This is a genomic window from Flavobacterium sp. AG291 (assembly GCF_003350375.1).
In the GTDB taxonomy this organism is placed as follows: Bacteria; Bacteroidota; Bacteroidia; order Flavobacteriales; family Flavobacteriaceae; genus Flavobacterium; species Flavobacterium suzhouense.
The window spans coordinates 314,631-340,479 of record NZ_QQAR01000003.1; the positions used below are offsets into that span (position 1 = coordinate 314,631).

10 protein-coding genes and 1 pseudogene are annotated in these 25,849 nt (G+C 37.7%); 10 read left to right on the plus strand and 1 reads right to left on the minus strand.

Annotation, left to right across the window (positions count from 1 at the left end; genetic code table 11):
- Positions 1 to 9: 9 nt before the first annotated feature.
- Positions 10 to 1,611, minus strand: a complete 1,602-nt coding sequence (locus DEU42_RS05530; protein WP_114757289.1) for a DUF6377 domain-containing protein — start codon at positions 1,609 to 1,611, stop codon at positions 10 to 12.
- A gap of 462 nt (positions 1,612 to 2,073) precedes the next feature.
- Between DEU42_RS05530 and DEU42_RS05535 the strand changes: the two genes are divergently transcribed.
- The 10 genes and pseudogenes from DEU42_RS05535 to DEU42_RS05580 all read left to right on the plus strand — a co-directional run.
- Complete coding sequence (locus DEU42_RS05535) at positions 2,074 to 2,592, plus strand: DUF5004 domain-containing protein (RefSeq protein WP_114757290.1); 519 nt, start codon at positions 2,074 to 2,076, stop codon at positions 2,590 to 2,592.
- An 8-nt stretch (positions 2,593 to 2,600) separates the two neighbouring features.
- On the plus strand, positions 2,601 to 3,677 hold the full coding sequence (locus tag DEU42_RS05540; RefSeq protein ID WP_114757291.1) for a hypothetical protein: 1,077 nt from the start codon (positions 2,601 to 2,603) through the stop codon (positions 3,675 to 3,677).
- A gap of 25 nt (positions 3,678 to 3,702) precedes the next feature.
- Positions 3,703 to 6,630, plus strand: coding sequence for a SusC/RagA family TonB-linked outer membrane protein (locus tag DEU42_RS05545; RefSeq protein ID WP_114757292.1), 2,928 nt, complete (start codon positions 3,703 to 3,705; stop codon positions 6,628 to 6,630).
- Positions 6,631 to 6,659: 29 nt separating this feature from the next.
- Positions 6,660 to 8,162: a RagB/SusD family nutrient uptake outer membrane protein gene (locus DEU42_RS05550; protein ID WP_114757293.1), complete on the plus strand. Its 1,503-nt coding sequence runs from the start codon at positions 6,660 to 6,662 to the stop codon at positions 8,160 to 8,162.
- Positions 8,163 to 8,237: 75 nt separating this feature from the next.
- Positions 8,238 to 9,476, plus strand: a complete 1,239-nt coding sequence (locus tag DEU42_RS05555; protein ID WP_114757294.1) for a glycoside hydrolase family 71/99-like protein — start codon at positions 8,238 to 8,240, stop codon at positions 9,474 to 9,476.
- Positions 9,477 to 9,502: 26 nt separating this feature from the next.
- Positions 9,503 to 11,518 carry a glycoside hydrolase family 97 protein gene (locus DEU42_RS05560; protein WP_114757295.1) on the plus strand — a complete coding sequence of 672 codons (2,016 nt, stop codon included), beginning with the start codon at positions 9,503 to 9,505 and terminating at the stop codon, positions 11,516 to 11,518.
- Between the two features lie 298 nt (positions 11,519 to 11,816).
- The gene (locus DEU42_RS05565) at positions 11,817 to 13,337 is read left to right on the plus strand and encodes a helix-turn-helix domain-containing protein (RefSeq protein ID WP_158537854.1); all 1,521 of its coding nucleotides are present in this window, start codon (positions 11,817 to 11,819) and stop codon (positions 13,335 to 13,337) included.
- A gap of 2 nt (positions 13,338 to 13,339) precedes the next feature.
- A complete protein-coding gene (locus DEU42_RS05570; protein ID WP_114757297.1) occupies positions 13,340 to 14,500 on the plus strand; it encodes a tetratricopeptide repeat protein in 1,161 nt (386 codons plus the stop codon).
- Positions 14,501 to 14,773: 273 nt separating this feature from the next.
- The gene (locus tag DEU42_RS05575; protein WP_114757298.1) at positions 14,774 to 22,618 is read left to right on the plus strand and encodes a choice-of-anchor J domain-containing protein; all 7,845 of its coding nucleotides are present in this window, start codon (positions 14,774 to 14,776) and stop codon (positions 22,616 to 22,618) included.
- A gap of 130 nt (positions 22,619 to 22,748) precedes the next feature.
- Positions 22,749 to 25,849 (plus strand): annotated as a pseudogene (locus DEU42_RS05580) (hypothetical protein); the annotation flags it as partial.

A 25,849-nucleotide genomic window follows, 5' to 3' on the forward strand; every position in this document is an offset into this window, starting at 1 on the left:
GGCTTTTTTTTAAATGGTTTCAATAGCCATTATCTTTTCATCAAATACTTCTTTATAATCAGATTTGCTTTTTATCCTTGTTTTATAGGTATAAATAGTGGATACTGAAAGTTCAAGGAATTCGGCCACCTGATTGCTGTCCTGTATTCCTAAACGGTATAATGCATAAATACGAAGCTCAGTATTCAGTAATTCACCTTTTTTAACAATTGTCCTGTTGTCAGGAGGGAAAAGGGCATTGAAATCAGAAATGAATGAAGGGAAAAGCCTAAGGAAGATCTCATCAAACTGATGGAAAAGACTTTCTCTTTCCTTTTTGATATTGTAGCCTTTCAGACTGGTTAATATTTCATCGGTCTTTTTAGAGATTATTTTTTGAATAGTGCTTTTTTGTAAATGGTCCAGTTTATTGATGAAATCAGATGTTGCCCTTATGAAATAGGCAATATATTCCTCTTTGATTGTATTGGCTTCACTAAGGCTTTTGTTCATTTTTTGAAGTTTTTCGAAAGACTCCGCCATAGCTTTTCTGGAAGCGTTACGTTCTTTAAGCTGTTTGAATATTATAATAAGGAAAAGGATAATTATCAGAGCGAGAACCGTTAGTAGTATAACGATCTTTTCCAAAAGATCATTTTTATCATTTACCTTATTAAGCTGCGCTTTTTCGATAATTGGCAGTATGGTCGATATCTCGATCTTGCGATGTCTTGCATCATAAAAGGTTGCATCGTCCATAGCAAGGTTAATATAATGATTGGCTTTTTCAAGATAGCCTTTCTTGAAAAGTTCGTTTGCGAGGTTACGTAGGGCTACCGTTTCTTTAGTTGCATTCTTAACGTCGGCAATAGCGGCAAGAGCAAGATAGTAAATAGCTTTATCATTATCTCCTTTTTCAGAATAGATATATCCTAGTGATGAGGTGGCTATGCCATAATATTCGCGTGGTAATTTATAATTATTCACCCAGTAACTAAAGGCCTCTTCGGTACCCTTCCAGTCTTGTTGCTTTAGTCTTTTAAGACTTTCGGCAGCCCAGTAATCATTAGTGTTTTTTTCTACAAGAGATATAGCTTTTTCTAACAGTAGGTTTCCTTTTTGAATATAGTTTATATTATAACGCTGATCTTTAGTGTAATCGGCAAGATCATAATATGCACGTGCCTTTACTGAGTAATAATCATATTGACTTTTTGCATCCAGACCTCCCAACTCAACACTGTTAAGGGTATCAATGGCTTCTTTAAAGAGGCCAGAAGACAAAAGCACAAATCCTTCTTTTATCTTGGTTTTTGAAAGGAGATGAGTGTCTTTTAAGATATGTGCCCTTGCTTTTGCCGACTCAATATAATAATAAGCTGAGTCATATTTAAAGGATTTATATTCTTCAAACAGCTTCATGTAATCATGATACAGATTAAGATTGTCTTTGCTTAAAGTATATTTATGGACATCTTTTTTTAATTGTCTTATACGTTCGTATTTCTGTTTTATGAATACTTCTTTTTTAAGAAGAGCATGATCGAGACTGTCTAATATAGGGTCGATATCTTTGGCAGAAACTGAAACAGCAAATAGTAAGGTGAGTAAAAAGTAAACTTTTTTGTGCATTTTATAGATAGGGTGTTGTTTGGACAAATGGATAAAAACGGATTCAAAAATTAAATCTGTTTTTTTGGATTTTCTAATTTGTTAATTACCTGAATTACCAAATATTTACGCAAATCAAGGTGTTTTTTTTAACATAATTATTTTAGGTGTTAAATATACCGTAAAAAGTTTAAATTCCTTAAAAAAATAGTGCTATATGTGCTATATGTAAAAAAATAACCCGATAAATTTTACATATTGTCATTTATTTAATGATTAAATAGTCTGTTTTTATCTAAATTACATCTTGATTTTTTTAAAGCCGCCTGTTTTTTAATTATCTGTTAAACAATTGTTTATTATTAATTATAACGATATAGTATCTTGATTTTAGCTGAATGTTTTTTTTAAGACTCTTTTAACGAGTAGCTTCGTTTTATTCTTTACAAGAACAATTTAACCTAACAAAAAACAACAAAATTTATGAGATGTAAAATTATCTATTTGCTAGCTATGATTAGCTTGTTGGCCGTTGGTTGCAACGAAGCTGATGATGGCCACCATGTGGATCCCATCACCCTAAATGAAAAGATTCAGGGAGAATGGGGATTAATGAATCTTAAGATGGTTGATGAAGTCGCTAAAGCAGCAAAAACAGAGCCGTCGGAACAGGATTTAAGTACATTGTTTAATTATGACAATTTCAGAATTAAATTCAATGTAAATGAAAACAACCAGCCAACAACTTATGAAGTGACTGGGAATGTACCTCCTTTGTTTGCCTTAAACGGCTACTGGTCATTAAGCAGTGATTTTCAGCAGGCAAATGGCGAAGCGGTGAGAATATATTTATATAGTGATGCTGAAAAAACAATGAAAACGGATGAGCTAAGGTTAGCTTCAGTACCTGGAAGCAATGAAGAAATGGAACTGCACCTTGTGAGGGTTTCCGGAGGTATTGCATTTGTTTCTTATAAGTTCAAACTAAACGCAATTAATTAATAAGTAAAATGAAAAGATTTATACATATACTATTACTTGCCTTTATAATGGTTCCGAACTTTATACAGGCACAGGAAAATGCGGGAGCACCAACTAAGATTTGGTCGTACCCTGTAATTTATAAGTACGACGAAGAAGTAACCTGGTTTTTTGATCTTTCAGCTACAACGTTTGCGGAAACTGAGGATCTTTATTTATGGATATGGTCTCCTTCAGAGCCGGATGCAGGTAACTGGGAAAATTCATCAGATTTTGCAAAGCTTCATTATGAAGGAAATAAAGTTTGGAGTTTTAAACTTACTCCAACTGTTTATTTCTCTAAAAGTGCTGAAGATATCGCTGCAAGTGCCGGTTTTTGGTTTAGACTAAAAGACAAGACCGGTACTAAGCAGTCTGATGTTTCGAATGTTGCTTATACTCCGTTTGCAGATTTTGCTACTTCAAATGAACTTATCAGGGCTTATCCTCCTGCACCTACATTGACAGGAGGATTAAGTATACTTTTTAATGCTAATCTTCAGCCCGGATTTGAAGATGCAACAAGTGTACATTTTCACAGCGGACTTAATAACTGGGATTTAAAAGTTGAATATCAGGCATGGTTACCTGAAATAGTAGAAAAAACCCAACTTAAGAATCTTGGAGGAGGTATTTACAAGATGGACCTTATTCCTTCGGTTTACTACAACGCTCCGGATGGATATGTTATGGAAAATCTTGTTTTTCTTATGGTTAAAGATGATTGGGCAGGTACTACACCGGATCAGGTAATAAACGCTGCTGAATACATTCCGCCCCCGCCACCAAAATTTATGTTCTTCCCTACACAAATTAGTAAAAGAGACTTTTTAGGGATAATAAGAACTAATAATGAATCGAACGTTAATAAGCTTATTTATACTATTACTGCTTCAGATGTAGTAATTACCGGAGAATTCTCAGGAGGTGTAAGTGAAATTAAAGGTTTTGTTGATCTGGTTACAAAACTTCAGAATGTAAATGTGACAGAAATACATGTTAATGTTGTTGACAACAATGGCAGGGTAATTACTGATACTAACATACTACTAAAACCACTGGACTAACTAAGCTAATCAAAAACCAATTCTAATGAACAGTACAAATACAAATACTGTCCAGCATAAATACTGGGCTAATACATCATTGGTACTTTTAATCTTTATGCTTTTTCTTTCTGTAGGCGCATTTGCACAGGGAAAAAGACTTGTTACGGGTATCATATATGATAATACTAATGTACCGCTGCCGGGAGTTAACGTTCTTGAGGCCGGAACAACTAATGCAGTAGCTACCGATGCAGATGGAAAATTTGTTATTGAAGCAAATGTTGGAAGCACGCTGGTAATATCTTCTGTTGGGTTTGCTTCGCAAAATGTAGTTGTAGATGATTCTGCATCAACACTTGACATTCATTTAGTAGAAGATGCTATTATGCTTCAGGGGGTTGAAGTTGTTTCAATAGGTTATGGTACCATGAAAAAATCTGATCTTACAGGTGCAATATCTACAGTAAAAGGAGAAGATCTTGTAAAAGGTGTTATTACTTCGACCGAACAGGCTTTACAAGGTAAAGTTGCGGGTCTTACCGTATCACAAAGTACAGGTGATCCAAGTAGCGGCGCTACTTTAAGATTAAGAGGTGGTACATCGTTAACAGCGAGTAACAATCCTTTGATTGTTGTAGATGGTGTGGCTGGTGTTGATATAAACATTGTTCAGCCTTCAGATATCAAGTCGGTTGATGTACTTAAGGATGCTTCTGCGACGGCTATTTATGGTTCGAGAGGAGCTAATGGTGTAATCATCATTACTACTAAAAGTGGTACTAAAGGAACAAGCTTTGTTTATAGCGGATATACCGGTATAAGCCAGGCATCAAATAACCTTGATTTACTTTCAGCAGATCAGTGGAGAGGATATGTAAGAGAGAACAATCTTGCTGATGCTGTAGATTATGGTGGAAACACTAACTGGCAAAAAGAGCTGCAACAAACAGCCTTTACACAATCGCACACCATAAGTATCTCTTCAGGTACTGAAATGAGTGGTTTTCGTTCTTCACTATTATACCTGAATAATGAGGGTGTAATAAAAACTACAGGACTTGAGCGTTTAAGTGCTAATGTTTCAGGATATCAGTACTCTGCAAATAAAGCCCTGAAATTTGATACAGGTATTTTTGCTAATATCGATAAATGGCATCCGCTTGACTACAGGATTTTTGAAAGAGCTTTCAACCTGAATCCTACAATCCCTTTAAGAGATGCTAATGGCAACTACACTGAAGTAGGTGGAACACTTAACGAAAACCCTGTTGAGATTATGAACAACAGAACTGCTGACAGTGAAAGACACAGGGTGCTAGGTTACTTTAAAACTGAAGCTAAATTTTTAAATGATTTTACCGCTACAGTTAACCTTTCTTTGGAGCACAATGCTACTCAGGGTGATACATATAAGCCTAGCTATGCTGTTATGGAAGGAAGAACAGAGAACGGATATGCGCAAAAAACGTATGGAGAGTATACTAATGCTCAGATAGAAGCTTACCTTACGTATGCCAGAACTTTCGGAAAGCATAATGTTAACGCTACAGGTGGTTATTCTTACTATAACAATATTTACAAAGGTTTTGGAGCTCAGAGAAGTGGTTTTGTTACCGATCTTTTCAGCTATAATAATTTAGGTGCCGGTTACAACTATCGTTTAGGGGATGTTTATTCTTATAAAGGAGAATCAGATCTTGTTTCTTTCTACGGAAGGGCTAACTACTCTTTTGATAGCAAGTACATGATTACAGGTACTGTAAGAAGGGATGGTTCAAGCCGTTTTGGTGCAAATAACAAGTGGGGTACTTTTCCATCGGTATCTGCAGCATGGAGAATTACTGGAGAGGAGTTTATGCAATCTTCAGGAAATTGGCTGACAAACTTAAAAATTAGGGGAGGTTATGGAGTTACAGGTAACCAGGACGGTATTGGCGAGTATAAATCGCTTTCAATTCTTGGTGTTGGACGTGATAGCTATTACGATCCTGCTACAGGAAACTGGAGCCTTGCTTACTCTCCTGTACAAAACCCTAACCCTGATCTTAAATGGGAGTCTACGAAACAAACTAACATAGGTGTTGATTTCAGTTTATTCAACAGGATTACAGGTACATTCGAATGGTATAACAAAGAAACAAACGACCTTTTATATACGTATCAGGTACCGCAGCCTCCTTATTTAGTAGGTACAATGCTTGCCAATGTTGGAGACCTTTCGAACAAAGGTATCGAGCTAACGCTGAATGCAAACATTATTCAGAAAGAGAACTTTACTTGGGATGCCAACTTTAATTTTGCTAAAAACAAGCAAAAAATTGAAAGACTGTCTAACCAGACCTATAAAACGGATGTTATTTACAGCGGTTCTTTACACGGACTTTCAGGAATGTCTAACCAATTTTCTCAAATCATTAAAGAGGGTTACCCTGTTGGAACTTTCTGGGGACCTAAGAGTGAAGGGCTTGATGAGAACGGAAACATAATTGTGGGAGACGAAGATCAGGAAATTGGTACTGCACAGCCTGATTTCAGTTTAGGTTTAGGAATGAACTTTACCTATAAAAACTTTGATTTTGGCTTTACAGGATATGGAATGTTTGGTCAGGATGTACTTAATGCAACCGATATGATGCTTAATGATCCTAACAGACTTCCATCATACAATGTAACTGATGATTACCTTACAAGTGGTATCAAATCTTCACCACAGTATTCAAGCTATTGGATTGAAGATGGCTCATTCTTCAGATTACAAACTGTTACTCTGGGTTATACTGTGCCAATGAAATCGACCTCTAAACTAAGATTATATGTTACAGGACAAAATCTTGCAGTATTTACTAATTACAAAGGAGTAGATCCTGAAGTTAATTTCAGCGGACTTGATAATCCGGGAATTGACAGGTTTAACAACTATCCAAGACCAAGAACAATCACTTTTGGATTGAACTTTACGCTTGCCAACTAACAGAATAGATAAACTATAAAATATATCAAATGAAAGTCAAAATAATAGCAGCGGTATTTTTTAGCTCGCTCTTTACTTTATCTTGTACCAATCTTGATGAAGAACTGTATGACAGAATACCCGATGACGAATTTGGAAAAACGCCAACAGAGATTGAAGCGCTGGTTGGCGGTGCATATTCTTCGCTTAGAGGATTTAGTGATGCGATTTCAAACTCGTTTCCGGGAAGTGAATATGTATTTTTCCTTAACGAGGTTGCTTCAGATGAAGCAGTAATACCTACAAGGGGAACTGACTGGTATGACGGAGGCCGTTATCAGCAATTACAGCGCCACCAATGGGATCCTGAAAATGGAGCGATACTATCTGCGTGGAGGTATTGTTATGCAGGTATTGCTAAAGTAAATGCTATCATATATCAGGTAGATAAAGCTGGATTAACAGATGAGGCTAAAGCTCCTATTTATGCCGAACTAAAATCGATAAGGGCATATTATTATTATATGCTGTTGGATATGTTTGGAAACGTGCCAATCGTGACCAACTTTGAAGATACCGGACTTCCTTCAAATTCTAGCCGTCAGGAAGTATATAACTTTGTTGAATCGGAATTACTGAATGCATTACCATATCTTAAATCAAACGTGGTATATTCTAAGTTCACTAAAAATGTTGCTTATGCTTTATTGGCAAGATTATATCTTAACTCTGAAGCTTTTGTTGGAACAGCACGTTGGCAGGACTGTATTAATATGTGTCAGAATATATCAGGTTATACATTAACACCTGATTATTTTGCAAGCTTCCTTACAAACAATCAAACATCTCCGGAAATTATTTTTGCAATTCCTTATGACCAAAAAGCAGGAACTGTAGGTAACTATATGAGCTCAATGAGCTGTCATTACCTGCATAGATTTACTATTTCGGCAACGGGAGATTACCCTTGGAGCGCAAATGGGATGAGTGCAGAACCTGGAGTTTATTCTTCTTTTGAAGATGTTGATAAGAGAAAGAAAGCAATGCTGGAGGGTGATCAGATAAACCTGGCAACAGGATCTGTTCTTTTGATGGATAGTGGTTTACCACTTACTTACACAGAGGATATTGTTGACTTTACAAACGCGAAACAAAACGAAGGTGTAAGACTTGCTAAATATGAAATGAAAGCAGGTGAACAATGGGAGCGTGACCATGATTTGGTTGTAATCCGTTACGCTGAAATTTTGATGATGCAGGCAGAATGTTATGTTCGACTTGGCCAGCCTGGACTTGCTGCTCCGTTTGTACAGCAAATTACCGACCGTGCCGGTACAGAGATGCCTGCAACGATAGATCTAAACTTTATTGATAAAGAGCTTCTTCGTGAATTTATTTTTGAAGGAAGAAGAAGAACTGATAATATCAGATTCGGAACTTATTTCCAGCCATGGTGGGAAAAAGGAACTACACCTGAATACAGAGGTATTTTCCCAATTCCTAAAGCGGTAATGGATACCAATGCCAACCTTGTACAAAATACAGGTTATTAGATTTTTTAAATGCCGCTCTTCTGTGTTTGGGTTAGTCATAGAAGGGCTGGCATTTTTTCCACATACAAAACATCTATGAAAAAATACACAACATTTTTAATTGTCGGTTTTATGAGCATTACCGTAGCATTAAGCTGCAGTAAGGACGATAAGCCTGGCGATACAGCACCAACTGAGAATTTAGATCCGGTTGCTGTTTCCAAAACGAACGATACTAAGATATACATGCATTATATGCCTTGGTTTGAAACCAAAGAAAGTAGTGCAGACCAGCAGTGGGGTTATCACTGGAAAATGGGAAATAAAAATCCCGATATAATTGATGCCAACGGAAGAAGAGAAATTGCCTCTCATTATTATCCTCTAATTGGGCCATATCACTCGGGTGATGCAGCCGTGATAGAAAACCACCTGTTAATGATGAAATATGCCGGAATTGATGGTGTTCTTATTGATTGGTATGGTACTTATAATTTAAATGATTACAGAATCAACAAAGAAAATGCCGAGCAGCTTATAGCAATGCTTGATAAAGTTGGACTGGAATATGCAATAGTTTATGAAGACAGGTTTTTAACCAATATTGTTGATGCAGGGCTTTCACCTACAGTAGTTAGTGCAGCTAAGACCGATTTCAGCTATTTGCAGAATAACTATTTTAACGACGCTAATTATATAAAAATCAACGATAAACCTTTGTTGTTATGCTTTGGGCCGATAACGCTTACACAGCCTTCTGACTGGACTAATGCTTTGAGCGGATTTAACCCGAAACCTACTTTTTTAACCTTATGGTATGAATCGGCTGATGCCGGAGAAAATGCTTCGGGCGAATATTCATGGGTTTATCAGGATAATTCTCATATAAGTAATTTTTATGCTAACAGAATGCCAAATCTGGGAATAGCCATTGGTAGCGCTTATCCGGGATTTAACGACTATTATCTTCAGGGAGGTGGCGGAGATGCTATAGGCTGGACGATAGATCATAACAATGGAGCTACGCTTGATGCTACATTATCTATGGCTCAAAACGCTAATGTTGATTATCTTCAGTTGATAACATGGAACGATTTCGGCGAAGGTACCATGATAGAGCCTACGGTTGAGTTTGGTTATACTTATGTAGAAAAAATTAAAGCCTTTGCGGGTGTACAAAACGTAAATGTTGGATTTAGCGAAATCAGTAAACTTTATAATCTTAGAAAACAATACAAAGGAAATTCAGTTGTTCAGAACAAGCTGAATAAAGCTTTTGGTTATTTTGTTTCAATGCAGCCTGATAAAGCAGTACAAATATTAAATGAAATATAATAGTTATAATTAACTAAAATTAAATAATGAAAAATACAATTTATAAGTATTGCCTGGCAGCCTTTGTCTTTGTCTCGTTGTCTTGTAATGCCCAAAAAAAATATACGGTAAAATCACCTGGTAAAAATAATGAACTGGTTTTTAGCCTGACTAAATCAGGACAGCCTCAATATAGTTTTTCTACAAATGGGAAATCGGTAATTGAACCGTCTTTAATGGGGTTTGAGTTTCAGGAATTGAGCAAAATGACTGAGGGTTTTAAGGTTGTTACTACTGAAGAACATTCAGTTAATCAAACCTGGGAACAGCCTTGGGGAGAATTTAAGAAAGTAAAAGATAATCACAATGAACTTATTGTTCACCTGAAAGAAGAAAAGGGTGATCAAAGGCTGGTTGATGTTATTTTCAGGGTTTTTGATGATGGGGTTGGATTCAGGTATCATTTTCCTAAACAGCCTAAGCTTGGTAAGGTTAAGATAGCTAACGAGGTAACCCAATTTACTTTTGCAGATGACAACGATGTTTGGTGGATACCTGTACACCGTGAGAACAGCTACTATGAGAGCTTTTACAGGAAAACAACCATGAGTAAAACCGATACTATTAATACTCCGGCTACTTTTGAAATGAAAAACAAGCTTTATGTTGCTATTCATGAGGCTGATCTTACTGATTTTGCTTCAATGACATTGCTTAAAACCAAAGGCAATCAGTATAAAAGCGAACTTGTGCCTTGGGCAAATGGAGTAAAAGTATATGCTGAAACTCCATTCAATACGCCATGGAGAACAATTATGGTAGGAATTAAACCGGGAGATTTAGTAACGTCTACACTTACGCTTAATCTGAATGAACCATCAAAAATTAAGGATACGTCATGGATAGAGCCATCAAAATATATTGGTATATGGTGGGGAATGCATCTTGAAAAATTCAGCTGGGGACAAGGACCTAAACACGGAGCTACTACGAAAATAACTAAAGAATATATTGATTTTGCCGCTAAAAATGGTTTGGATGGTGTACTTGTAGAAGGATGGAATGTAGGTTGGGATGGTGATTGGACAGCTGACGGTTCTGCCTTTAGCTTTCTAAAGCCTTACCCGGATTTTGATATAGAGGAAATTACCAAATATGCAGCATCTAAAAATGTTCGCCTAATTGGGCATCATGAAACTGCCGGAGCTACAAAAAATTATGAAAGCCAGATGGAAGAGGCTTTTAAAATGTATAACAAATATGGCGTTAATTGTGTAAAAACAGGCTATGTTAATAAATATCTTGATAAAAAAGAATGGCATGATAGCCAGTATGGAGTACGTCATTACAGGAAAGTGATTGAGACTGCGGCTAAACACCATATTATGATAGATAATCACGAGCCTGTAAAAGGTACGGGATTACAGCGCACTTACCCGAATCTTATGGCTCAGGAAGGCGGAAGAGGTCAGGAATATGATGCATGGTCTGATGATGGTGGAAATACTCCTGAGCATACTACCATTATGCCTTTTACAAGAATGCTTGCCGGACCTATGGATTTTACTCCTGGTACATTTGACTTTAGTTACAAGACACCGCAGGGAGCAAAAGTTCAGACCACTCTAGCTAAACAATTGGCATTGTATGTTATTATGTTCAGTCCATTGCAAATGGCTTCTGATTTACCTGAAAACTATGAAGGTAAACCTGAATTTGAATTTATTAAGCAGGTGCCTTGCATCTGGTCTGAAACTAAAGTACCGGATGCTAAAATTGGTGATTATGTAGTTATGGCGCGTAAAGACTGGAAAGGTAACGACTGGTATATGGGAGCTATAACCAATAAAGATAGCCGAAAATTAAACCTGACTTTAGACTTTTTAGAGCCGGGTAAAACATATATGGCTGAAATATATGCAGATGGGGCAGGAGCTGATTACAAATCAAATCCTTATCCTGTGAGTATTAATTCTAAAAAAGTTGACTGTAAAACAGTATTAGAAATTAATCTTGCTGCAGGTGGAGGTACAGCTGTAAAATTCAAGCAGATCGCTAATTAAGAATTGGGTAAATGACTTTCTTATGAAAATTGTTTAATGTTTGTAATAACGGGGCTTTTAGCCCCGTTATTCGTTTATGAAGTTAAATGAAATCAAAAATCTTTGAAATTTGATATTTGTTTCACAATTTGAATGCTGCAATAATGTTTTAATTTTAAGAATTCAATTTTAATTGTAGTTATCTTTGTGAAAAGAATATTAGTTTTTTGACTTTTATTTTATTGCCCCAATTCGATATATGAAGAAACTCTATCTAAGGCTTATTAAACGGCCTATAAATATATTTCACTGTTTTTTTATGATGCTATTTGGCATTCAGGCTTTTTCGCAGGAAAGTACTGAAGAAAGGCTATTGCTCATAAAAGCCAATGAACTGGTTTTTTCTGATCCGGATGAAACGATTAAAATAGCTAACCATTTACTTAAAAAAGATTTTTCAGAAAGTAATAAAGCACTACTAAATCTTTTGCTTGCAAATAGTTATAAGGCAAAGGGTGATCTTCAAAAATCAACTACTTATATTTTTGAGGCCGGCAGCAATAAAAAAATAAGTGATTCTCTTACTATTGAAGTTGATTTTGTTAAAGCTGACTTATGCCGTAAACTTCAGTTATATGGCCAGATGGAAATATATCTGAATGATGTTTCCGAAAGACTCTCAAGTATAAATAATAATGATTATATACGCTCGGTTAGTGTAAGAAGTGAGTTGGAAAGAGCAGAAGCTTTATTACTTCAAAAGAAATACAATGCTTCGTTAAAATTAATTGACAAAGCAGAATCTGACAATAAAAATATTGCTGATGCTTACAGCTGTAATGCTAATTTGATGCTTATAAAAGGTACTGTTTTAAATTATTTAGGCAGAGCTACTGAAAGCGGGAATTATTTTAAACAGGCATTTGATTTTTATATAAAACAACGAAGACCAAATACTGTTTTCGAAATTAAAGTTTTATTGGGCACCGGTCAGATGTATTTTGCCCAAAAAGAATACAAAAAGGCATTAGATGTACAACTACTTGCTTTACAAAAGATTGAAAGGCTTAACAATCCGCTTCTAAAAGAAATTGTAACCTATCAGCTTGCAGAGTGTTGTCTCGCAATGGATAATAAAATTGATCATCAAAAATATTTTAGCAGTTTTCTTACTATTAATGATCTAAACATTAATATGGAAAATGAAGCTGTTAATACCATATACAGCCTTTTAAACAAAGAGCAGGATATTATTTTTACTCAGGAAGAATCCAGGCTCAAATTTATTACTTATGTTGGGCTAATATTAATATTGACGCTGGCTTTGGCCGGTGTTGTGATTTACAGGATAAACAGGTCTAAAAGAAGACAGCTAAAGGAAATAATAGGATATCTTGAAGTGAGTAATAAATTGCTGATTCAATCAGATTCAGGTAAGAAGGAGGTTAATAAAAGAATTACTATTTCTACAGAAACTGAGAATGTTATCCTGGCCAAACTGAAAAAATTTGAAGCATCAACGAAGTATATAAATAAAGATATGTCGTTGGCCACGTTAGCGGCACAACTTGATGTAAATACAAAATACCTTTCGGAGATAATTAATAAGCATTACAATGATAATTTTAATGCTTATATCAATAAGTTAAGGATAAATTACATCATTGAAAAGCTGAAGAATGAACCTGAATATCTAAATTATAAGATAAGTTATCTTGCAGAGGAATCTGGTTTTTCCTCACATAGTAGCTTTGCTACTGTATTTAAAACGATTACGGGCATAGCTCCAACCGTTTTTATAGATTTGATTGGTAAGGAAGTCACAGAGAAAAAAGCATAAATATGTCACAAACAGGTTACAGGAAATTTGTAATAATGATATTTACCCTATTGGGTACTTTGCCTGCTTTTTCTCAAAGGAGTCCTGAAACCGACAGTTTATTTGCCAAGGCTAAAATGAATATTTATGAAAAGCCTCAGTATGTTATTAAACTAGGTGATTCACTGTATAGTAGCAATGAAAGCTCTCTTGAAGATAAAGTAGAAGCTCTTTTATTAATCTCTGATGCCTATTCTTCTAAAAGAGATTATGAGAAATCGTTACAATTTTTTAAGATTGCAAACGACCTCCTAAAAAAAAGCAATAATACCGATTTACAGATTATTGTATTGAGCCGTAATGCAGTGCGTTACCAGCAAATGAAAGTATATGATAAGGCAATAGAATGCCTTGACGAATGTGATAAACTTTTGTTGCTAAAGCATGATGATAAAAAATTTAACCTTACAAGAGGTAATAATTATGCCGTAAGGGGAATGATCTATAAAGAGCAGTTGAATTGTGATATTGCAATAGGTTATTTTGATAAAGCAATAGAAAAATTTAAAAGTTTTTCTGAGCTCTCAACGTATCCTAATATGAGTATAACATACTATAACAAAGGGAATTGTTATATTGCTCTGGAAGATTATGGCAAGGCAATAGAGAATTTTGATGAGGCAGTAAAATATGCAGACCATGTAAACGCTAAAAGTTTAAAAGCTTTTGCGCTTAAAGGGCTCGCAGAAGTTTATAATAATCAGGGAAATAATCAGAAAGCTATAGAGGTACTTCTGGAAGCTTCCGAGATATCTAAAAATGTTGGTGATCTTATATTGAACAGAGGGATTTATATTAATCTGGCTAATAATTACAAACAGGTTGGTAATTGGGCGGAATACCAAAAATACAATCAGTTATTTTTAAAGAATCAGGCATTAATACGCTCTTCTGAAAGAGAATCTACCGGCGATGCTATTGAAGAATTTACAACACTTAATAATGAAAAATTGAGTACAATGCAGATAAGGTATAATATCATGATTGGGCTTGAAATTTTATTATTTTTCTTTTTGTCTTACCTGCTTTTCTCGTATCTCAAACGAAATAGAAAATCATCTGAAACTCTAAAACTAGAGGTTAAAAGAATTAAGGATACCCTAAGAAAACAATCTTTAAGCTGATAATTTTTATAAGAAAAATTCGATTCGTTTAAAGAATCATTTTTTTACTTTCCATTCATTTTTAACAATTATTTTGATTTATGTCATGCTTTTTTGGCGTTTTGCCTGATTGCATTATGATAATGTTTTTTGTTTTGTAAAGTGCTTGTTATTAATTATTTGTAACTTTATTATGGTTTTGAAATTACCGAATTGCAAAAGCATATTATTAGTATATTAAGAATATTATAGCAAGATTTGTTTTAGCTAAACTAACAAAAACGTTATTAAACTATGAATCAAAAACTATTTGAATCACCACCTGATTTTTTTTCAGGTGTAAGTCGTTTTTGGAATTCAGGCAAAACTTTCAGATGCTTATTACTGATTATTTGTTTGGGTTTCATTTCAACTTCAGGATTTGCACAGCTTGCTACACAAAATTTTGACAGTGGCATGCCGGCAACATGGGCGCAAACCAACAACGGTGTTGGCACAACTCCATGGACTATTTCTACGGATGGTTATTTAGGCAGTGCTGGTGCTGCTTTTATCGATCCATCTGCGGAAAATATTGGCAATGGTAATACTGCCAGGTATTTTCTTGTAACTCCCCAAATTACCGTGCCAACCAATGGTGAGCTGCGATTTTTTACAAAACAATCCAGCACAACTGATTTTGGGAATGTTTATGAGGTAAGGGTGTCTACTGCGAGCCAGACAGACATCAGCAGTTTTACCACGGTACTTGCTTCGTATACGGAAGCGCAATTGAGTAATGGTAACACTTATGAAGAAAAAGTGGTAACCATTCCCGGGAGTATTGCTCCTGGGCTTAATATTTATGTAGCATTTGTTTTAGTAAACAATCAAAATGCTGCAACTCCAAACGCTGATACATGGTTTATAGATAATGTGAGCCTGCAAACAGCTCAGGTTTGTGATGCGGTTGTAGCCAGTACAATATCGGCGACAGCGGTAACAAACGCTTCAGCTACAATAAACTGGACACATCCTACAGCTACACAATTTCAAATAATTGTTCAGCCATCAGCTGTACCTGCACCCGGTGCTTCATCGATTGGTATCCCTGTAACAGGAACAACCTATTCAGCCGGACCATTAACAGCAAGTACAAATTATGTTGCTTATATTAAAACGATATGCTCGCAGTCTGTTAGTGGATGGACAGCATATAATTTTAGTACGTTTGCAACGGGATCTTCATGTGCATATCCTATAATAGTGCCTGCCACAGGTGCCCCTTATACATATTCAGGAAACCTGAATACATTTCAAAACAGTACTGTTAGTTATACTACACAGGGTTCAAACTGCCTTTCGCCGGCAATTACTCAAAATTATCTGAATGGGGCTAAGGCATTTTTTTCGTATACAGCTCCTCAAAACGGTATTTTAAATGTTAGCAATGTTTCAACCGGACCTAATAATATTTGGGCTGTTTTGGTATATGAAGGTTGTGCTAATGTAGGCGTTTCTTGTCTTGGTGGGACTAATGGTTCTGCAGCTAATGTGACTAAAACCATTCCTAACATTTATGTTGAGGCAGGTAAAACCTATCTTGTAGTGATGTCCTCTCAATTGACACCAACTGCGAGTATGGCATTTACGTTAAAGATTAATACGGCTCCGTGTGCACCTCCATCTTTATTTACTTTTAAAGATTTACAGCAAACCAGTGTTAAGTTCTCATGGGATAATGTAGGTAATTTATCTACGGCATGGGAATACAGGGTTCAGACGGCGGGTTCTGCTGCGCCAACAGGAGCTTCGACAGGTACACCAACAACTACAAACATTGATAATCTTATTAATACAGGTTTAGCAGCAGGTACATCATATGATTTGTATGTTCGTTCGGTTTGTGGAGGAACTCCGGGAGCTTGGAGTACTGCATACAAATTCACTACACAATGTACAATGTTCCCTACACCATATTCACAGAATTTTACAGGAACATCGGCAACGGTACCGGCAGCATGCTGGACAGCTATAGATGTAAATAATGATGGTTTGATATGGACTTACCTTTCGTCTTATGCTACTATTGCAGTAAATAGTAACCAAAATTACAATAATGATTATTTTGTTACTCCTCAGGTAAACTTCACAGGTGGTCAGAAAAGGTTACGATATAAGCATCAGGCTGTAAACGGTAATGTAAAATATTCTATTAAAATTTCTACGACAGGGGTAGGAGTAGATAACTTTACAACTGTACTTATGCCGGAAACTTCTTTCGCTTCAATGACGGCATTTCAAGAAAGAATTATAAATATTCCTACATCAATAACAGGGCCTGTTAATATTGCCTTTATTGTAACTCCGGGCACAGGTAATACTGCTACAAGGATTTCTATTGACGACGTATTTATTGAAGATAAACCAGCATGTCCTGATCCGCTCACTCCAATGGTAAGCAATGTAACTACTACTACGGCACAATTAGCCTGGGTAGCAGGTGATACTGAGACGCAATGGGAAGTGGCTATTCAGCCGGCTGGTTCAGGTGTTCCTACAGTTGATGGAATATTAGTAAGTTCTAATCCCTACACAGCTACTGTAAATCCATCTACTGCTTATGAATATTATGTACGCGCATACTGTTCTTCTACCCAAAAAAGTAACTGGATAGGTCCTGTAACATTCAATACACTATGTACGGTATTTAATGTTCCTTTTGTAGAGAATTTCAATAATGGAGATGCTGCAAATTCTCATAAATTCTGCTGGACTATTACCGATGTCAATGGAGGCTCTACTTTTACAATGGGAGCAACAGAGGCACAGTTGGTTAGACCTGCATTCAATGCCCCTACGTCTTATAATGACTGGCTTATAACACCTGCAATTAATGTTATAGGTACAAAAGAGCTTAAGTTTAAGTATAAATCGGTAACCAGCGTATTCCATTCTACACCAAGGAATGGACTGGAAATCTTAATGTCTACCACGGATACTAATCCTTCAAGTTTCACTGTTATTTCTGCATTGACAGAAACTACGAATGTTGATTATGTAGAGAAAACCCTTTATATTAATGCCAACGGGCCTGTGTATATTGCATTTAGGGTACCACCAAGTTATGTGGTTACACCTCCGGGTACCGCCAATTTATATATTGATGATGTGAGAGTAGATGAAGCTCCGGCTTGTCCTGATCCATCAACAATTGTTGTTTCTAACATTACAACTAACAATGCTCATTTTACATGGACTAAAGGTTTTATTGAAACACAATGGCAGATAGCGGTACAACCGCAAGGTTCCGGAATACCTTCTACAGGTACAATGGTTACTGCTGATCCGGAATTTACAACTCCAGCAAATTTACTTGCTGACACTCAGTATGAAGTTTATCTAAGAGCATATTGTAACAGTACTGATCAAAGCAACTGGATAGGTCCTGTTAGGTTTAAAACATTATGTATGCCTATAGCAGCTCCGTTTATAGAGACATTTAACCCTGACTCAACAACAGAGCAATGCTGGTTAATACGCAACGATAATACAGATGCTTACAAATGGGGAACGAATTCAACTACAAATCCTTATGAAGGGGCTCATGCAGCAGCAGTATTTACAGGAACTAACGGTGATAATAACGACTGGTTAATTTCTCCGACAATTACTATTACCGCCGGGCAGCGCCTTAAATATTACTATAGGGTAAATGATTCATTTTTTAGTGATGATCTTGAAGTAATGTTGTCTACTACGGGAGTAGAGCCGGCTAATTTTACAACAATGCTGTATACAACTGATAATGATGCGCCGCTTACAAATACAGAATGGAAAGAGAAGATTATCAATCTTCCTGCCGGAGTAACGGGTAATATCAATATTGCATGGCATATACCTCAAAAACCGGCAAATCCATGGAATTATAGAGGTCAGATTGTTGTAATTGACAAAGTTGTAATAGAAAACATTCCGGTGTGTTCACAACCTACAAACCTTACAATACAAAATCTTACTGATACACAGGTACAATTAAAATGGGATACTACAGGTACTGAAACCTCTTGGGATGTTTATGTTCAGCCTTCGGGGCTTGCTGCTCCGGTAGGAGATGGTAACCCGGCTTACCTTACGACGGTTACTGCAAATCCATATACCAAATCAGGATTAACCGCTGCAACAATGTATGATTACTACGTTAGAGCTGCTTGTGCAACAGAAGACAGCCCTTGGGTTGGTCCTGTTACTTTTACAACGCTTTGTCCTATTGATACAGCATGTGAATATACTTTTACCTTAGGGAATGTTAATGCAGGTGGTATTTCGGGAGAGATACAGCTTATTCAAAATGGTGTGATAACACAGTCGTTTACATTATCAAGTTCATCTCCGGCAGGTGCATCGCAAACTTATACAGCTTTTCTATGCGATGGTGTTGAGTATTCTTTATTATGGGACGCTATTGGTACGGTACAGTCTCAGTATGCAGGTGCCTATCTAACCATTATGCAGGGTAGTACAACAATTTGGACAAGTACAAACCTGTCTCAGTCAATGAATGATGTTGTATATACAGGATTCGCTTCTTGCAGCCCTGTTACATGTCCTAATCCAACAGCATTGACTGTTAACGATGGTGTTCTTTCATGGACAGCTGGAGGTACAGAAACTCAATGGGAAGTGTTTATACAACCACTTAACAATGGTACATTACCGCAATCAGGTACACTTGTAACAACAAATTCTTATACTCCATTGGCTTCTGACTTTAATGTACCTGAAAATGGTAGTTATGAGTTCTTTGTAAGAGCGGTTTGTGGTACTACAGATAAGAGTTTCTGGTCAGGTCCTAAGAAGTTTGTAAGAAATGATTCTGCTGCAAAAGCTGTAACAGTTCCTGTTAACACAGGAGATGTTTGCGAAGTTTCTTCAGCTAACGCTACTTTCTATGGGGCTACGCCTTCGACAGATCCAATGACTTGTACAGGTGTTAACCACGGAGATATTTGGTATCAGTTCCAGGCTACATCAACAGCTCATATAGTGGAGCTTAATAATTTCTCGGGTGATTATTATATCTCTACAGGGAATCCTCAGCAGCCATATATTACAATGACATTATATCATGTAAATGGTTCTGTTATGGAAGAAATGGCTTGTAGTAATGTAAACATAATAACTGCAGCATATTCTGCGGCAACTATTGTTGGCGATACTTATAAAGTAAGACTTACTTTAAACAACAATGGAATTGATAATACGGTTCCTGTTGCAAATACCAGGGCTTATACATTTGATGTGTGTGTTAAAACTCCTGCTGATCCTTGTACAATAGGTCTTGCCAATAGTAGTTTTGAAACTCCGGAGGTAGGATTTGGGGTAGGTAGTATGTATAGGGAGCAGGTTGTTCCGGGATGGCGAAATAAAATAGCGGGTACTGATGCTTTATATCATTCTATTTATTTTCAGGATGCTTCTGCAACTTCAGGTGTAACCCCTTATGATGGAGGACAACTTACACAATTGCTGGCAAATTCATCAAATGTTTATGATCCTGCTGATATGGTAAATATTGAAGGTATGTACCAGGATTTTAATACTACTGAAATCACACAGCTTACTTATAGCTATGCTCAGGCGGCAAGAAGTCAAAACAATGCGGTTCAGATGTTTATGGGGCCTACAGCCGGTCCATTTGTGTTACTTGAAGATAATCCAAGTACTTCAGGATGGACTGTACATACAGGTGTTTATGATATACCTGTTGGCCAGACAACAACAAGAATTATGTTCAGGGCTAAAAATAATGGTATTGGAAACGTACTTGATGCAGTAAGTATTAAAGCTAACAATGAAATACTTACACAGCCTCATTCACTTGCTTGTAATATTAACAATACTTCAGTAAGCGCACGTGGAGTAGGGCAGTGGATAGCCGATGAGAATAACCCTTCAGAAGTTGTGTTTGGTACACCAAATGCTGCTACAACTACAATTTCAGGTTTTGTTCTTTCAGGTGATTATACATTTACATGGAAAACACGTTACTGTGAAGAGACCATTGTGATAAACAAAGTGGCTAATGACGAAATTCCTGCAGTTACTACTCCGGTAGAATATTGTATTGATGCTGTAGCGACTCCTCTTACTGCTTCCGAACTTACGGGCTATACACTTGCCTGGTATAATGTTGCTACAGGAGGAACTGCACTTGCAACAGCTCCAACACCTGGTACAACGACTGTGGGCACTACTTCTTATTATGTTGCTTATCTAGACGGTACAGGATGTGAAGGGGTAAGGGCACAGATTGATGTAAACGTGAATGATAAGACTAACCCGGTGGTTGGATTTACTTATGATGCTACAACTTATTGCTCAATTGCCGCTGATCCGGTAATTACACTTGATGCTGATTTTGCTCAAAATGGAACATTTACTGCTACGCCTGCAGGACTTTCTATAGATGCAATTACAGGAGCAATTGATCTTTCTGCAAGTACTGCCGGTACTTATAATGTGACTTATGATGTGGCTGCTGTTGATTGTATCAACCCTGGAACAAACTCTGTTACGATAACAATAAATGAACCATCTACACCTGTTGTTGACTTTACATATCCAAATAATGTATGTCTTAACAATGCTGCTGCATTACTGCCGGTAACTGCTACAGGCTTTACTACAGGAGGAACATTTGCTTCAACAACACTTACTGTCGATGCTTTAACAGGTGAAATAGATTTATCTACTGCTACAGCAGGAACACACGATGTTACTTATACTGTATTAGAAGACCTTAGTCTTTCGGGGTGTGCTAATGGAGGTACTTCAACATTCCAGATTACACTTGTTCAGCCTACAGTTCCTGTAACAGCGTTTACTTATGCGGCAGAGTATTGTATTGCCGAAACGAATCCTACACCTGCATTAGATACTAACTTCTATGTAGGAGGTTCATTCAGTGCAACTGGAGGTTTATTTATTGACCCGCTTACGGGAGAGATAGATTTGACATCTGCAGTAGCAGGTAGTTATGATGTGACATATACTGTTTTAGAGGATGACTGTCTTGAAGCAGGAAGTACTACTGTTACTGTTATCATTAATGCTTTAGCTTCGCCGGTGGTAACATTTAGTTATGAAAATCCTGCATGTATCAACTCTGGAAATGAATTAGTGCCAGTTCTTGCTGATTCGTTTACAATAGGTGGGGTATTCAGTTCAACAACTGTTTCAGTAGATGCAACAACTGGTGTAATAGATCTTACTACGGCAACACCGGGAATACATGATATTCTTTACATATTACCTGTAGATGCAGTTTTATGTACAGATGGAGGAACATTTACAACTTCAGTCGAACTTGTTCAGGGAATAGTACCTGTAATAGCGTTTACTTATGAGGATGTATATTGTTTTGAAAGTAACAATACGCTGCCTGAACTAGGAGTAGGCTTTACTACCGGAGGAACATTTAGTTCGACTTCGGGTTTAATACTTGATCCTTCAACAGGAGAGATTGATGTTGTAAACAGTAATCCTGGAACTTATGTGATAACATACACTGTAAATGCTAACCAGACTACATGTAATACAGGAGGAAGTGACTCAGCAACAGTTATTGTAGCTGGTAATCTTGAAGCAACGGTATCGCAAGAATGCAGAAACAATAATACATGGTTGTCTGTCGTTCCTGTTAATGCTTCTTTAGATCCTTCAACAGTAAATTATACATGGAAAAACGAAAACGGTGCAACTGTAAGTAACAATGCAGAGTTTAATGTAACTGAATATGCAGTTATGGAATCTTTAGAAGTACCATTGAATTTTACGGTTACAGTAAGTTCTGGAGATTGCTCTAATGAGGTTGGCTATACAGTTGTAAGTATTATGTGCGAAATACCACGCGGAATATCTCCAAACGGTGACGGACTTAATGATAATCTAAACCTGTCAGGTTTTGGAGTGAAGACAATTTCAATCTTTAATAGATATGGTAAAAAAGTATTTGATTATGGATCAGGTTATTTAAACCAATGGCATGGTCAGGATACTAATAATAATGAACTACCGGATGGAACTTATTTCTACAGTATTGAAAAAACTGATGGAAGTAGCTCAACCGGCTGGATTTACATAAACAGGCAAAATTAGGTAGCTTGATTACATCAGTTATCCCGCCTGTTATGGGCGGGTAATTGTAAAATCCAAAAAAATAAACTGCGAAAAAATTAGGTAGTCTCTTAAGACTGCCTAATTTTGCCGCTTTAATTAAAAATGCTAAATGAATAAGATTTTTGCTTTAGGTTTGCTCTTGCTGAGTTGCTTTGTTGCAATAGGTCAGAACCAGCCAAATGATTGTGCCGACGCAATTACTATTTGTGGAAATGGAAGTTTTTCTTCTAATTCAACCGGCCCCGGAGATACTCAGGAAATTTCTTCTTGCGGAGGCTTTGAAAGTAACTCAATTTGGTTGAAAGTTAACATTGTACAGACAGGTACATTAGGTTTCGATTTGATACCTGATGACCCCTCATTGGTTGTAGATTATGACTTTTGGGTGTTCCCTGCTAATGCAGTTTGTGGATCGTTAGGTAGTCCAATACGTTGTTGTACTACTAATCCTCTTGCGGCGGGTCTTTCTAACAATCATACAGGGATGTATGGTTCAACTACAATTACGCAATCAGGTCCCGGAGCTAATGGTAACGGTTATGTTCGCTGGTTAAATGTAACTGCCGGGCAAAGTTATTATATAGCAATTGACAGACCTTCAGGAAGTGGAGGTTTTCAGATAAACTGGACAGGTACAGCTACTACCGGTACAGGTGCTTTTCCAACACCTCCAACAGCTAATGACCTTGGAGAAGTAAGAACATGCAGTACAACTCCAAACATTGGAATTTTTGATTTAGGGGCTTTAAGGCCACAAATCAATGCTGACCAGGTAAATAATACAATTACATTCCATGCGACTAATGCAGATGCTGTCGATGGTGTGTCGCCTTTAGGAAATATTATTTCTAATACGTCAAACCCTCAACAGATTTTTGCAAGAGTAGTAAACAATTCAAGTGGATGTTTTACTGTTACCGATTTTACTCTGGTGGTTTATCCGGTTCCTAATGTTACTGTTTCAGCGTCCCAGTTAGTAGTTTGCCCGGGACAAAGTTTTAATATAACATTTAGTGGTACTCCTAATGCAAATTTCCATTATTCTATAAATGGAGGGAGTCCTCAGTCTGCGATATTAAATGCAGGTGGAAACTTTGTTCTTCCTCAGACCATATCTGCAAATACAACATATTCTTTAATTGATGCGAGTATTGTAAATTCAAGTGGAGTTGTAGTCTGTAGCCAGACATTAAATGGTTCTGTTACGGTTAATCTTAGCACACCTCTTACAGTTGGAGCTTCGACCAATTCTCCTATTTGTGCAAACCAGGACGGGATAATTGTATTAAATGGTTCAGCTAATGCTTCTGTTCAATATACAATACAAGGGAACCCAACAACGCAGAATGTAGTTTTGGATGCTACAGGAGAAGCTACAATTACGCTTCCTTCACTTACTTCCAATACCAATTACACAATTATAAGTGTAACTGATCCTAATGCGCCATTTTGTGTTTTTCCTATAAATTTCCAGGATACAATCAATGTTAGTCCAATACCTCAGGTAACAGCTCCACAACCTATGGAAGTATGTGCACCCGGATTTGGAATTTTTGACCTTGATAGCAATAATGCAGCTATTTCAGGAGGCAATACCGCATATACGATTACATATCATTTTACTCAGGCTGATGCTCAAAATGATACAGCTAGTTTAACTTCGCCTTATCAAAGTATTTCTGCAAACCAAACAGTTTATGTTAGGGTAGAATCTGCTTCAAATGGAGCATGTGTTAGTTATACGACTCTTAATCTTGTAACAAGTCAGTCACCTACAGTTTCCCCAGCTACCCCATTAGAGGAGTGTGCGGACAACTTTGACGGCTATGCGTACTTTGATCTTACCCCAGCAGGAGTAGAGATATTAAACGGCCAGAGCGGTCTTACGATCACCTACCACAGCACACAGGCAGCCGCAGAGTTTGGCGTGAATGCCATTGCTAACCCAACAAACTACCACAGTATACTGGGTACAGTCTATGCGAGTGTTGTACAGACGGGCACCACGACCAACTGCCGTTCTGTAGTACCGATCCAGCTGATCGTACACCCACGACCTGCTATCCCGGTGATGACAGCGTATGAGTTATGTGATGACGATACCGATGGCCTGCAGGTGTTTGACCTGACAAGCAAAGACCTTGAGGCAACGGGAGGAGATACAACATTAACTACAGCATATTACCTTAGTTCAACCGATGCTCAGTCGGGTAATAATCCAATAGCAAGCCCTGCCACTTTCGGCAATACGACTCCCAATAGCCAACCGGTATGGGTAGCTGTTATTACAGGCTTTGGCTGCCGCAGCATCGCTTCCTTCAATGTAGTGGTAAATCCGCTACCGGTATTAAGCACAGACCCTTCAGACTTTGAAGCGACCGAGTGTGAGGAAACACCGGGCAATGCATGGTTCCATCTTGATGAGATCGCTACAGCGATTACTGCAGGCGCCTCAGGCTATACGGTAGTATTCTATGAGACAGGCCCTGAAGCCCAGAGTGGAAGTGGTACCCCGCTGGCATCGCCATACCCTTCCCCGGACAACAATACGATCCATGCAAGGATCACCAATGCAGCTACAGGCTGCTGGACCACGGCAAGCGTACTGCTTCACGTTATCCCTGCACCTATAGCCACGCCACCGGCCCCACTAGCCGAGTGTGATGTCAACAATGACGGTTTTGCAACCTTTGACCTTACCGCCACGATCCAGGCGATAGAGAGTGCCCTTACTGATGTAACGGTAACGGTACACGAAACACCACAGGATGCGGAGTTTGGTGTAAATGCAGTACCGAACACCAATGCCTACAACAACCTTACGGCTAATGGGCAGACCTTATACCTAAGGGTAAAATCAGACCTTACGGACTGTTACGACATCGTAACGGTACAGCTGATCGTCAACCCTACACCGGTTGCGACAGCACCTGCGGACTATGAGCTGTGTGATGACGGAACGAGTGATACCGATGGTATCGCGACCTTCAACCTGAACACCAAAGCGGCAGAGATCTACGGTACGCTTGACCCTGCGCAGTACAGCCTTGCGTTCTATGCCGATGCGGCAAACGCAGCGGCCGGTACCAACGCGATCACCAACCCGATGAGTTACCAGTCTTCTACCGCTACGGTATATGCCCGTGTGACCAACACTGTAACAGGCTGTTATGATGTAGTGGCGCTGAATCTAATCGTGAACCCGCTGCC

Excerpts from the sequence above, each read along its gene's own strand:
- DEU42_RS05535 (WP_114757290.1), top strand. The coding sequence starts at position 2,074 with ATGAGATGTAAAATTATCTATTTGCTAGCTATGATTAGCTTGTTGGCC.
- DEU42_RS05565 (WP_158537854.1), top strand. The coding sequence starts at position 11,817 with ATGATGCTATTTGGCATTCAGGCTTTTTCGCAGGAAAGTACTGAAGAA.
- DEU42_RS05575 (WP_114757298.1), top strand. The coding sequence starts at position 14,774 with ATGAATCAAAAACTATTTGAATCACCACCTGATTTTTTTTCAGGTGTA.
- DEU42_RS05560 (WP_114757295.1), top strand. The coding sequence starts at position 9,503 with ATGAAAAATACAATTTATAAGTATTGCCTGGCAGCCTTTGTCTTTGTC.
- DEU42_RS05570 (WP_114757297.1), top strand. The coding sequence starts at position 13,340 with ATGTCACAAACAGGTTACAGGAAATTTGTAATAATGATATTTACCCTA.
- DEU42_RS05530 (WP_114757289.1), bottom strand. The coding sequence starts at position 1,611 with ATGCACAAAAAAGTTTACTTTTTACTCACCTTACTATTTGCTGTTTCA.
- DEU42_RS05540 (WP_114757291.1), top strand. The coding sequence starts at position 2,601 with ATGAAAAGATTTATACATATACTATTACTTGCCTTTATAATGGTTCCG.
- DEU42_RS05545 (WP_114757292.1), top strand. The coding sequence starts at position 3,703 with ATGAACAGTACAAATACAAATACTGTCCAGCATAAATACTGGGCTAAT.
- DEU42_RS05555 (WP_114757294.1), top strand. The coding sequence starts at position 8,238 with ATGAAAAAATACACAACATTTTTAATTGTCGGTTTTATGAGCATTACC.
- DEU42_RS05550 (WP_114757293.1), top strand. The coding sequence starts at position 6,660 with ATGAAAGTCAAAATAATAGCAGCGGTATTTTTTAGCTCGCTCTTTACT.